The sequence below is a fragment of the Capnocytophaga haemolytica genome (genome assembly GCF_001553545.1).
Taxonomy (GTDB): domain Bacteria; phylum Bacteroidota; class Bacteroidia; order Flavobacteriales; family Flavobacteriaceae; genus Capnocytophaga; species Capnocytophaga haemolytica.
Genome location: NZ_CP014227.1, coordinates 2,472,828 through 2,485,688, shown reverse-complemented (window position 1 = coordinate 2,485,688; position 12,861 = coordinate 2,472,828). Strand labels below are relative to the sequence as shown.

9 protein-coding genes and 1 pseudogene are annotated in these 12,861 nt (G+C 42.8%); 6 read left to right on the top strand and 4 right to left on the bottom strand.

Annotated features, from left to right (window positions below; translation table 11 throughout):
• Positions 1-181: 181 nt before the first annotated feature.
• The 5 genes from AXF12_RS10945 (at position 182) to AXF12_RS10930 (ending at position 8,633) form a co-directional block, all read left to right on the top strand.
• Positions 182-1,126 carry an NAD(P)H-dependent flavin oxidoreductase gene (locus tag AXF12_RS10945; RefSeq protein ID WP_066431138.1) on the top strand — a complete coding sequence of 315 codons (945 nt, stop codon included), beginning with the start codon at positions 182-184 and terminating at the stop codon, positions 1,124-1,126.
• Between the two features lie 258 nt (positions 1,127-1,384).
• Positions 1,385-1,945, top strand: a complete 561-nt coding sequence (locus AXF12_RS12590; RefSeq protein WP_236853723.1) for a carboxypeptidase-like regulatory domain-containing protein — start codon at positions 1,385-1,387, stop codon at positions 1,943-1,945.
• Positions 1,896-4,679, top strand: a complete 2,784-nt coding sequence (locus AXF12_RS10940; protein ID WP_236853721.1) for a SusC/RagA family TonB-linked outer membrane protein — start codon at positions 1,896-1,898, stop codon at positions 4,677-4,679. Before AXF12_RS12590 ends, AXF12_RS10940 begins: the two co-directional genes overlap by 50 nt.
• Positions 4,680-4,707: 28 nt before the next feature.
• Positions 4,708-6,459: a RagB/SusD family nutrient uptake outer membrane protein gene (locus tag AXF12_RS10935; protein ID WP_066431136.1), complete on the top strand. Its 1,752-nt coding sequence runs from the start codon at positions 4,708-4,710 to the stop codon at positions 6,457-6,459.
• Between the two features lie 29 nt (positions 6,460-6,488).
• A complete protein-coding gene (locus AXF12_RS10930; RefSeq protein WP_335338861.1) occupies positions 6,489-8,633 on the top strand; it encodes a SusC/RagA family TonB-linked outer membrane protein in 2,145 nt (714 codons plus the stop codon).
• Here the strand turns inward: AXF12_RS10930 and AXF12_RS11965 are convergent.
• The 4 genes and pseudogenes from AXF12_RS11965 to AXF12_RS10920 form a co-directional block, all read right to left on the bottom strand.
• Positions 8,603-8,842, bottom strand: a pseudogene (locus AXF12_RS11965) (DUF421 domain-containing protein); the annotation flags it as partial. The gene AXF12_RS10930 and the pseudogene AXF12_RS11965 overlap by 31 nt on opposite strands.
• A gap of 40 nt (positions 8,843-8,882) precedes the next feature.
• Entirely contained in the window at positions 8,883-9,665 is a 783-nt protein-coding gene (locus AXF12_RS10925; RefSeq protein WP_066431135.1) for a DUF481 domain-containing protein, read from the bottom strand.
• A 572-nt stretch (positions 9,666-10,237) separates the two neighbouring features.
• Positions 10,238-10,381: a hypothetical protein gene (locus AXF12_RS12745; protein WP_159429723.1), complete on the bottom strand. Its 144-nt coding sequence runs from the start codon at positions 10,379-10,381 to the stop codon at positions 10,238-10,240.
• Positions 10,382-10,422: 41 nt separating this feature from the next.
• On the bottom strand, positions 10,423-11,238 hold the full coding sequence (locus AXF12_RS10920; protein ID WP_066431133.1) for a leucine-rich repeat domain-containing protein: 816 nt from the start codon (positions 11,236-11,238) through the stop codon (positions 10,423-10,425).
• A gap of 232 nt (positions 11,239-11,470) precedes the next feature.
• Here AXF12_RS10920 and AXF12_RS10915 point away from each other — a divergent pair, with 232 nt between their 5' ends.
• Positions 11,471-12,859 (top strand): hypothetical protein, encoded by a 1,389-nt coding sequence (locus tag AXF12_RS10915; RefSeq protein ID WP_066431131.1) that lies wholly within the window; start codon positions 11,471-11,473, stop codon positions 12,857-12,859.
• Positions 12,860-12,861: the final 2 nt, after the last annotated feature.

Genomic DNA, 12,861 nt, shown 5'->3' with positions numbered 1-12,861 from the left:
TTAGTGTTTTTTTCTTTTTTTAACAGTTTGAAGTTCGTTTTTGTGTTTTGATTTCTATATTTGTATAGTTACCTGTAAGGGTTAATGTTTTGTGTCAAATGTTAAAAACCGAAGAATGTTGGGGTAATATTATTAAAAATACTTATTTTTGCCAACTAATAATCATTATAGCAATCGTACGATGAACACACGTATTACACAGTTATTTGACATTAAGTATCCTATTATTCAAGGCGGAATGGTATGGGCAAGTGGCTGGCGCTTAGCCTCTGCCGTAAGCAACGCAGGCGGATTGGGCTTGCTCGGAGCAGGCTCAATGCACCCCGACACCCTCGCCGAGCATATTAATAGATGTAAGCAGGCTACCGATAAGCCTTTCGGGGTGAATATACCCATTATGTACCCCGAGATGGACAAAGCCATTGAGGTAATCCTACGCGAGAAGGTGAAGATAGTATTCACCTCAGCGGGTAATCCGAAACTGTGGACACCCATCTTGCAGAAGGAAGGTGTGAAGGTAACCCACGTCGTCAGCAGTAGCACTTTTGCCCTGAAAGCTCAAGAGGCAGGGGTCGACGCTGTGGTGGCTGAGGGTTTTGAGGCGGGCGGACATAATGGGCGTGAGGAAACGACCACCTTAGTGTTAGTGCCCGCAGTGCGTCAGCACGTCAGCATTCCGCTTATTGCCGCAGGGGGCATTGCCACAGGTAGAGCAATGCTCGCCGCGATGGCACTCGGCGCCGAGGGGGTACAGATAGGCAGTAGGTTTGTTGCTACCACCGAAGCCTCAGTACACGAGGATTTTAAGCAAAAGGTTGTAGCCTCAGGTGAGGGCGATACGCTCCTTACTCTAAAGGAATTAGCCCCAGTCCGTTTGCTGAAAAACCATTTCTTTGAACAAGTCAAAGCTCTTTATGATGCAGGCAACGCCACCCCTGAGCGCTTACGAGAGTTGCTCGGTAGTGGTCGCACCAAGCGTGGTATGTTTGAGGGAGATATGCAAGAAGGCGAACTTGAAATAGGGCAAGTGGCAGCCTTGATTAACAAAGTGCAACCCGTCAGTGAGGTCTTTAAAGAACTCCTCACTGAATATACCTCTGCCCTTGAAGGGCTACCCCAAGGGTAATAAATAAGATATGAACTATCAACCAAAACTTTATCATACCACTTCCGAAAAGGAAGTAATTCTTAAAAAATAACATTAAAAAATGTTAAAAAGAGTGTTAATAAAGCGTTTAAAATCAGTTAAATAAAAGATTTGATAAATAAACGAAAATAAATGATAAGTTATATTTTGGTAGTATTTCTTTAGTTTGCACTGTGAATTTTACTGTATACTTCAGTATAAAAGTGTTATAGGATAAAGAATTAAAACGCCAAAGCAATGTATAAATTGAAAACATTTATTGCGCTCTTTATAGGGGTTTGTATGGGGCTAACCTCTTTACAAGCAGCGCCCCTACAACATCAGCAAGTGAGCAAGAAAACCATCACGGGTAAAGTGCTTGATGAGGATAATATGCCGCTGATGGGTGCTACCGTGCAAGAGGTAGGCACCAAGAATGGTGTAGTAACCGACTTTGACGGTAACTACAAGATTACGCTCACCAAAGAAAATGCTACCTTGAAAATATCGTATATAGGCTACCAAACCGTTAGTGTGGCAGTCAAAGGACAGAGCGTTATCAATGTGCAACTCAAAAGCGAGTCACTCAACCTTGACCAAGTAGTGGTTGTGGGCTATGGCAAGCAGAAGAAAGAGTCAGTAACAGGCGCTATCTCCACAATGAAGGGTAAGGAAATTACGGAAAGCAATGTAGCTAACCTCTCCAACGCCTTAGTAGGGCGCATTGCAGGGGTAAGCTCAACCCAAGCCAGTGGCGAGCCTGGGCGTAATGCTACTACTATACGCATTCGTGGGGTTGAGCACCTACAACTCAGGTAGCCAAGAGCCTCTGGTGGTGGTTGATGGCATTCAAAGCTCAATGAGTGTGATCGACGCTATGGATCCTTATGAAATTGAGAGCATCAACCTACTTAAAGATGCTTCGGCTACGGCGGTCTATGGGGTGAAAGGTGCTAATGGGGTCATCATCGTTACTACCAAGCGAGGACGTACAGGCGCTCCTAAGGTGAATGCAACCTATAACTTTGGTATGAGTGAGCTCGCCACTCAAATGGAGCTGCTCAATTCTTACGAGTATGCTCTTTTCAGAAATGAAGCTATACGTAATGACAATGACCCGAGCAAGTTTGGTATGCTTTTCAGCGAAAGTGGCTTTCATAATGAGCTGTGGAAGTTCAAGAACAACCGCGATTACACTCCTGAGGAGGTAGAGGCGATGAACCTTACCCCTGAGCAAAAGCAGGCACTCCTCAACAGTCCAGCGCTTTACTATACGAGTCATAACTATTTTAAAGAGGCTTTTGGAGGTATTGCCCCACAAAACCAAGTGAACCTCAATGTGTCGGGTGGCAGTGAGAAGACGCGCTATTTCACCTCAGTAGGTTATATGAATCAAGGGGGTTCTTTCACCAATACTAAGTATGGAGGGGCTGACATCAACTCTAAATACCAACGCTATAATTTCAGGTCGAACTTTGACTTTGACCTTACCGACAACACCAACCTCACACTCGATCTCTCAGCGATTTCCTCAAAGATAGGCGGCATAATGGGGGGTGAAACAAATGATGAGACCAGTGAAGGATCGCGTAGAAAAGGGATGCTTGTGCACATATTGAGCAATCCTCCTTATGCAGGACCTGGGATTGTCAATGGTAAACTTGTGTACGACTTTGTAGGTGGAATGAACCCCTTGGCAGGCAAAGGAGGCACGGGTTACTCAGTGCTCTCGGCATTGCTTACACGTCCTTACCTGACTACCTACAACACCAACCTCAATATCAATTTAAAGCTAAAACACAAACTCAACTACTTGCTCGAAGGGCTTTCAGTCAGTGGTACTTTCTCGTATAACGACACCTACACAAAAGGGGTGCGAAGAGAGCGTACAGTGCCTACTTATGTAGCAACACGCAACCCTAATAACCCAAGTGAAATACTCTTTTTTGACGGAAAACTCAAACCGACCAACGTAACCGACAACTATTCGCAGTATAAATGGCGTCGTCTTTACTTTGAGCTTGCTACCAATTACGAACAGACTTTCGGCAAACACGGCTTCACAGCATTGTTATTGGCGAATGGTCAAAAAACACACGACCCAGGGCTTGAATACGCAGTTCCTGCGGGTTTGATGGGTCTTGCCGCACGTGCTACCTATGATTATGACCATCGCTACCTCTTAGAAGCAAATATGGGTTATAACGGCACTGAGAACTTTGCCCCAGGGAAACGCTTCGGTTTCTTTCCAGCCTTCTCACTGGGTTGGGTAGTGAGCAATGAAAAGTTCATCCCTGAAAACAATATTGTAACTTACTTAAAGATACGTGGCTCTTATGGTGAAGTAGGGAATGACCAAGTGGGAGGCAGGCGTTTCCTATATCAACCCAGTACTTGGGGCTATGGCTTTGAAGGGTATAAAAATCAAGATATGGGAGCTGGCGGTTACTATTTCGGTAATACAAACGGTAGTACTCGCGATCCCTTCTATATGGGAGCTTGGGAGAATAGAGTAGGCAACCCTAATGTTACTTGGGAAAGAGCTAAGAAAAGTAATTTAGGGGTAGAACTCAATATGTTCAAGGATAAACTTACCATAGTAGCAGATCTGTTTAGGGAAAAACGAGATAATATCTTGTGGAGTAGAGGTACTGTACCAGGTATTGTAGGCTCAGACCTGCCAGCAGTGAATATTGGTAAGGTAAGCAATTCAGGCTATGAAGCACAAGTACATTGGGCAGATAAGATAGGTAGTTTTACTTATGGAGTAGGTTTTAACGTCTCTTATGCCAAGAATAAAATTGACTTCCGTGATGAGCCTAATAATCCTTACCCGTGGATGAATGAGACGGGCTACTCCATTGGTCAGTACAAAGGCTTCCTTACAAATGGTTTTTATAACACTTGGGAAGAGGTAATGCAGCTTCCTTATTCACGCTTTGATGGCAATAAGGTGCAGCCTGGGGATTTGCGCTATGTAGACGTCAATGGTGATGGAGTGATTGATGAGAAAGATAGGGTGCCTATAGGCTATTCCAATCTGCCGCGTTATAGCTTTGGAGCCAACCTCAACCTTGGCTATAAGGGTTTTGGACTTGCAGTGCTCTTTACAGGTACAGCTCAGGGCTCTATGCCTATTGATTACTATATGCGTTCACCTTTTGAACAAGGTAAAGGGGCAGCTTTTAAATACCAGTATGAAGGCAGATGGACACCAGAGAAAATACAAAAAGGAATTAAGCCTACCTACCCCCGTGCTTCATTGCGTACAGAAGATAATATCAATGGGAAAGCGAGCGATTTTTGGTTGCAATCCACCGACCATATTAGACTGAAAAATGTAGAACTGAGTTATCTCTTTGAGAAAACCCAGTGGTTACAGAAGAATGGTATTACCTCTATAAAACTCTCGGTAAGTGGTAATAATCTCTATACGTGGTCAAATATGATAGCAGGCTACGACCCCGAGCAGCAGGACTCAAGCGATGCTGCTAAGGGCTATCTTTATCCGATGATGAGGACTTATAGCGCAGGGCTTAATATACAATTCTAATGACACATAACGATAAAACTATATAACGATGAAAAGGCTATTATACATATTTTTAATACTCGTTGGCAGTCTACAGTTTTTCTCTTGTGCTAATGAGGATTATTTTCTTGAAAAGCGTTTGGGAAGTGATGTAATAGTTGATTCTATCTTTACTACCAAACAGAAATCAATGGTGGCTATTGCTCAAGCCTACGCAATGAGTTTGCAGTCAGGCATTACTATAAAACAATGGGATAATAATCGCACCAATGGACTTCGAGGAGGTACTTTATCGCATCTCTCAGGAGAAGTGAATGCCTTGAAGTTTAGCTGGCAAGATGCTTGGAAAATACAACGTTCAGGGATGACAGCCAATGAAGGTGATGGTAAGCCACTAAGCACTGACGGTTTTGTATTCAATTATCAAACAATACGTCAATGTTACCTTGTCATTGATAATATTGATAAAGTGGTAGATCTCACACCAACAGAAAAGAAAGCAGTAAAAGCCGAAATGCTTACCCTTATTGCTTATAGATATCAGGAAATGTTTAAAAGATATGGAGGGGTGCCTATTGTAGATAAGCTCTTGGATGTGAACTCTCAAGCTATTCCACGCGCTACACTAAAACAAACTCTTGACCATATCATAACCCTCTGCGATGCAGCTCTAACCGATTTGCCTGATACGTATAATAGCACCAATAAAGGGCGCGTTACCAAAGGTATTCCCCTCTGTATCAAAGCAGAAGCACTGATGTTTGCCGCACGTCCGTTATTTAACACCGCTACGCCTTATATGAGCTTGGGGGCAAATAACAACTTGATTTGTCTTGGCACAGAAGACCCTTCACTGTGGCAAAAAGCTGTTGAGGCAAACCTCGAAGTACTCAATTGGGCAATAGCTAATGGCTATGCAATTATCAATACGGGTAATCCTTTTAAGGATTATGGCACCGCAGTAGCTACCCCCAATAACCAAGAAGTACTCTTAGCATTCAAGTCGCAACAACGGATGAATGACTACGACCCTCATACCCAAGAAGGAGGTGCCAATGCAATGAGCTATTTACAGCTTACCCATTATTACAAAGCCGATGGCACTGAACAACAATGGGCAGCTGAACAATGGCAGCCTTATAATGATTTTGTGCAGAAAGCAGGCGAAATGGAAGCACGCTATAAAGTATCGGTAGCCATTGCAGGGCAACAGGCTTGGAATAATCCCGATTCATATAACTGGTCTACTCACGCACTCTATAACGCCTCAAACTGGGATGGTGGTAGTGGGGGTACCGAAGGTGCTGGCAGACGTGTAAAATTCTACTATATGGCTGACACTCGCGATTGGTTTGAGTTCCCGCTCTATCGTTTGGCAGAGTTCTATCTAAATCTCGCTGAGCCTTATAACGAATTAGGTAACCCCTCAAAAGCCCTTGAATATCTCAATGTAATACATACCAGAGCTGGCTTACCTGCAATTACAGAAACCAATAAAGAAAAACTCAGAGCTATTGTGCAACGCGAATGGGCAATTGAATTCTATGAAGAAAACCATCGCCTCTTTGATGTAAAGCACTGGAAACTAAACAACCTTGGTGATGGGGTTATCGGGGGAGATAAAAAAGGAGTTGTTTTTCAGTATGCCTCAGGACGAAATAACGGTGAAAATCCTTGGGACTACCTCTCTTATGCCGTTAGAACCGTCTACGTAGGCTATTGGGCAAACAATCAATACCTCGACCCTTTCCCCATAGCAGAAATCAATAAAGGCTATATCATTCAAAACCCTGGCTATTAATCAGAAGGAAGTGTTTTATTTGAAGACAAATGTTAAAAGATACCAAAATGAAATATATAAATAACATACGATACGGTGTGTTGATAGGCTGTATACTTTTAGGCTTGTACGCCTCAGCTCAAAATGCCAATACACTCTTTATACCTGACTCTACCTATGTGCCCGCACCTCTGCTAAACGTGCCTAAAACGTTGCCTACCAGTTCCTATGCGTCAGCCTCTGGTGAGCAATTAGCTAAGATGCCAGCATCTAACTTCACCAATAGCCTCTTTGGCTTACTACCAGGGCTTACAGCACTACAAGGCTCAGGCGAGCCAGGGGCAGGCAATGCCTACCTTACCATCCGAGGGTTAGGCTCGTATAACTATCCTGCAATGACTTATTGCATTGATGGCTACCAAACTGATTTGATGAACTTATCACCCTCTGAAATAGAGTCCGTAACTATTCTTAAAGATGCAGCCGCTTTAGCACCCTTCGGTATGAAAGGGGCGCACGGCATTGTCTGGATTACCACCAAGAGGGGGGTAGAGGGCAAGCCTGTTATCAGCTTAGAGTTCCAAACAGGGCTCCAAAAACCAACCGTGTTGAGCAAACCTCTTTCAGCCACTGACTATGCCCAGCTCTATAACGAGGCGTATAGCAACGATCTCGGTGCGTGGAACAGCTATTATAAAATACCTGAGGATATAAAACACAACACTAATTGGTATGACAAAGTCCTCAAAAGCACGGCTCTCATAGACCGTAAAGACGTAACTATACGTGGAGGTTCACCTCTCGCTAAATACTTCGTTCTCTTAGGGCACTCACGCTCCGATGGGCTTTACAGAGTAGGCAACGACGACTCGCACTCTAATGCTAAGTATGACCAGTACATCATCAAGGCTAATCTCGATTTTAGTATGCTCAAATTCTTTGAAGGGCGCGTCAATATCAGTAGCCATATCGAAGATAGAAGCAACCCTAACTATGATACCACCAAACTGTGGAACAACTTAGCGAGTTATCCTAACCTTATCTATGAGCCTATTAACCCCAATGGCTCTTATCCAGGAACGGCTACTTATTCCGACAATCCCTATGCTTCTATCCGTGCCTTAGGCTTAAAGACAATGCACGACAGAAACCTGATAATTAACTTCGACCTGAAGGAAAAGCTCGACTTCATCACCCCCGACTTATACATCAAGCAAGGAGTATCATTCAGCACTTGGACGCGAGACACACGCATCGTTAGTCGTAACTATTCAAGGATTATTGACGGTGTAGCCCAAACCACCGACCGCGATAGCAACTACGAAGTGAAAGACGATTATGGCACCAACCAATGGAACCGTTTACAGTTTAAGCTCGGGTTAGGCTACTCACACGATTTTGGTGATAGTCGCCTCAACGCTGCTGTTGATTACCTTCAATATCTCTATCATATTGATGCCAACCTCAATGGCAAGGCAGGTCTTAGCAATGACTATGCCTTCCAAAACATAGGAGGGCGTATCTATTACAATCTCCGCAATCGCTATGCTGCTGAGCTTGGCTTTGCCATCAGCGGCTCTGATAACTACAAAAAAGGGAATCGCTTTGGCTTTTACCACGCCCTATCCTTTGCGTGGAATATCTTTAATGAGCAGCATCCCGCTACCAACAAAAATATCAATCTATTGCGCTTGCGTGCCTCTGTTGGCACCACAGGCAACGACCAGTACAACGGTGAGCGCTACCTCTACCAAAAATACTATTCCTCTATCGGTGGTGGAGGCTTTGCCACAGGTAATGACGACCCCACTTGGCACACCGCTATTGGGCTACGTAGTATCCCAAATGCAGATATTTTCGCTGAAAAAAGCTATAAGTATAATCTCGGTATTGATGCTGAGTTCTTCAAGCACTTAAACGTAACTCTCGACGCCTTCCTGAACAAACACGAGGGCATTGTAACCCCCGATAATAGCCTCTCATCCGTATTCGGGGCAACGCCGCCTTACCGAAATATTGGCAAGGTAACCAACAAAGGCTTTGAAATAGCGGCTAACTACACCTCCTCAATCGGGCGGCTAACTTACACACTTGGTGCTAACGCCTCTTACGCTATCAACAAAATTGATGCAATGGCAGAGTACGATGCCCTTACTGAAGCCTCAGCCCAAATAGCCAATACGATAGCAAACTGAAAGATACTCACCGATGGACTGTAAATCACACCTCCTATAATACCCCCAAGTACGTAATTTTGCACCTGATCCATTGCCGAACTCGGTGCCAAATTACCCTTGCCCGACTTGTTGATGATTAAGGCAAGAGCCAACAATCCTAAAAGCAATTTTAGGAATACATCCAAATAGAAAAATTCCTCGGATTCAATATAAGGAATTGTATACATAATGTTAATCAGAAAATTAGTAAATTAGCAAATGAGGAAATTAGAAAGAAATATTAAGCCCTACTTCAAGCGAATGATAGTCTTTTTTTATAGGTACAATAGGGGCAGAGTCGTAAATAAGTCGGTAGGTACCAAGTATACCTATGGTAGGCGTAATATTGTATTTGAGGTCGATAGCCCCACCATAGCGCGCTTCCTTAAAAGTACTATCAGGTCTAGTTTGATGAATGGCAGTAGTGGTAAGCTCCCATTTTTCACCTATTCGAAGTTTATAACTGAGCGACAAATGACTTTTGATACTGCGACTGTAAGCATAAGTAGCCTCAACGTTATCGGGAGCAGGATATTCCCATTTTTCGTATTCAAAGAAGAAGCCCACCGCAGCAAACATCAGCGAGGATTGAGTATTCAGCAACCGATAACGCGATTGTAAGCCGGTAGAAATCTTGTGGTTCATTCCCCTGCTCTCTGCCCATTGCGACTCAGCATAAGGATACACCTCAAAAGCGTGGTCTAACAGATAGCGGTACTCCATATGCACATACCCTCCACTTAATATTATTTGACTACCATAAGTAGATAACTCAAACTTGTTAATTACATTAATAACCCTATTGCAATTGATAAGCAAGTTGAGATTAGCCGTATTTTTAAAAGTGAAGACATCTTCTTTTTCGGTTTTAAAATCCAAGATAGGCATTAGGCTCCCTTGCAGAGTTTTGGTGCTGTCTATCGTCATAGTAAGATTTTCCGAAAAAAGCATTTGTGAATAGGCAGAAGCCGAAGACAATAGCGCCAATAACATATAAAGTAATCGTTTCATCGTTTTTAAGCATATATTTAATAAGGCGCAAAAGTAGAAAATCAATCGCGAATACACAAAAAAATCTCATTTAAAACCAATGCTTCATACCTTTTTTATAACAATTTTCCAAGAGAAGTTTTTCACCACATTACCCTCATCATTTGTCTTTTGCTACTCGTCATTTCTTCCCTTTTTCCGTCACTACACTCCCCCTTTGGAGGTAGAAAGCGACAGCTGGGTATGTGCACCGCGAGAGCGGGGTATGTGAATAGGGGGGATGTTATCCCCTAGTGCCTATGCCCTAAGACCTCACACTTCCCCATTTTCTCATTTCCAAATTTGCTAATTCTCTAATTTCTCTTCCCTTTTCCGTCACTACACTCCCCCTCTCCTTGGGAGAAGTCTCCGAATAGGAGAGTATGTGAACGGGGTGAGAATTCCCTTTTCTTTCGCCTCGAAACCCCGTTTTTAATATTTTTAGCCTTGTTGTATTATACTATTAATCAATTTTTTACACACCCTTTCTATACCAATCGTCCAAGATTCGTATAAGCTTCCTATAAGCTCTCTATAAGCTAACCCCACCCATCTTACACCCTTTTTTCATCAAAACTTCTCTCAGCTCTCTTCCGTTCTTTTCCGTTTCCTTCCGAATCCCTCAACCTCTCCTCTGACCTGTCCGACCCGTCCATTTCCCTTGCTGGTATTATTGGCATTTCTGGTATTATTGGCATTTACTCCATTTTCTCATTTCCAAATTTCCTAATTCTTTAATTTAATTAATTGCCTGAATCTTCTCCGCAAAATCTTTCCAGCCTGCCGCTTTTTTGTATTGTTCTACCGAACCCTTAGGCACATAAATGGTAGGTATCACACTTTTATCTTTCGTACCAAAAATACTATTAATATGTAAAGTAGGCGGATTTACCGCTTTAATAGTAATCTTTTTCAGCACTTTGCAATCCCAAAAAACATTCGACTGTATTTTGGCAAGCGTCTCGGGTAATGTAACCTCTTTTAGTTTCCACATTACCTCAAAAACGCCATATCCTATTTCAGTAAGCCCTGTTCCCTCCAAGTTAAGCGTAGTAATATTGATGTCACACAAGAAAGCATAATCACCTAATTTCCCTACTTTGTTAAAAGTAACCTCTTCCAAATCACTACAAGCTGAAAAAGCGTTGTTACTTAACACGCTCATATTGGGGAGCTTTATTTTTTTCAGATGCGTGTGATAAAAAACCCTTTCGCCAAAATCAACGGTAGCTTTCGTGTTAAAGACAACCTCACCGTTGAGGTTTGCCTCCTCAAAAGCACTCTCTTCTATCTCCTTCAAGTTATTCGGAAATGTAATCGACTGTAAGTTCTGATGTTCTTTAAAAGCCCCTTTCCCGATAGTGTTCACATTTCTGAGTTTTTCATCAGCTTGCATATCAAGCACCGTAGTATTCGCATTTTTCCATTTTATGAGTGTACGCCCATCGGCACTAAGCTCATAATCAGCGGTAGAGTTACCGTTGCTGTCATCATCACTCTTCCGACAGCCCACCAAAGCAACCACCGCCAAAGCCAATAATAAAACTTTCTTCATTGCATAGACATTTTAAAATTCAATAACGTCACAAAAGTACAAAAATGTTTTTATACTTAAACAACGAAAAGACAATTTTAACGGCTATTCCATATAACACTATTTTTCATTCGTCTTTTTGCCCCTACATTCCCCCTAATAATCTTTTTTATCGACATTTCCGGCATCATTGCACTAATTTGGCATTATTTTCGTATACGTTCTCTTAGAAACACAAAAACTATATTCCAAAATGAAAAACATATCTTATTTTTTATTGTTATGCCTCGCCCTACTCATAGGAGCTTGTGGCAACCGAAACGCTTATAAACGCGTTGATCGTGGAAGCAGTACCACCGAATACCCATATGAAAGCTCTGTCACCGAATACCGAGAAGAAAACCGAGAAGAAAGTAGTGGCGAATTAGCCGAGATAGCCGTAGTTGGCTACGGCGAAAAGAGCACTAAGAGAAAACCCTTTAAAATAGCAGGCGATGTTAGCAGAAGTGACGAAAGTACGATGTCGGCTAAAATGTCGGTAGAAAAAGATGTAGCAACCAGCAAACCAGCAAAACACACTGAACCTAAGCACCCTAAACGTCGCCCCGAAAGCGACCCCCAACCTCAGTCCGGCTTGGTAACTGCCGGCGAGTGGAATGACCTCAATAGTTGGGATTTCTACCAAAAAACGCTCAATAAAAATGAATTTGCTTCTTTCCCCGAACATTGGCAAATGTACACCAATCACCGTATAGCGGTACTTGTAACCGCTAATGGTAAGCCTGCTGTGAATGTTACCGTTGCGCTTTATCGCAACAATACCCTGCTATGGACAGCTAAAACCGATAACACGGGTAAAGCTGAACTATGGGTGAGTGCCTTCCAAAAAGAAAAAGAGCTTAACACCGAGCATTTGCGCCTAAAAGTAAACGACCAATGGGTGAGCACAGAAAAAGCAATTAGCGAAAACACACTCAACCGTATTGCGCTTAAAAATGAGGTAAAAAAAGCATCAAACGAAGTACAAATTGCCTTTATGGTAGATGCTACGGGCTCAATGAGCGATGAGTTAGAGTTTCTAAAAATGGACTTAAAGAACGTAATTAGCAAGGTAGAAGAAGGAAATAAAAACCTCAAAATAAGCACCGCTACGGTCTTTTATCGCGACGAAGGCGATGAGTATGTAGTCAAACATTCCGATTTCACTAAGGATATCAATAAAACCATTCAGTTTATTAATAGCCAAAAAGCTGATGGTGGTGGCGACTTCCCCGAAGCAGTACACTCAGCCCTCAACCAGCTCAACAAACTCCAATGGGACGGCGAGGCACGCACACGTATTGCCTTTTTAGTACTCGATGCCCCTCCACATCACGAAGATAAGGTACTCAAAAGCGTACAAGCATCAGTAAAAACCGCTGCCGAGAAAGGTATCAAACTCATTCCTATCGTAGCCAGTGGTATCGATAAGCCCACCGAGTTCTTAATGCGTTTTATGGCAATATATACCAATGGTACCTATGTCTTTATCACCGACGACAGCGGTATAGGTAACGCCCATTTGGAACCCAGTGTAGGGGAGTATCAAGTCGAAAAACTCAGCGACTTAATGATTCGCCTTATCAAAAAGTATACAGAATGATC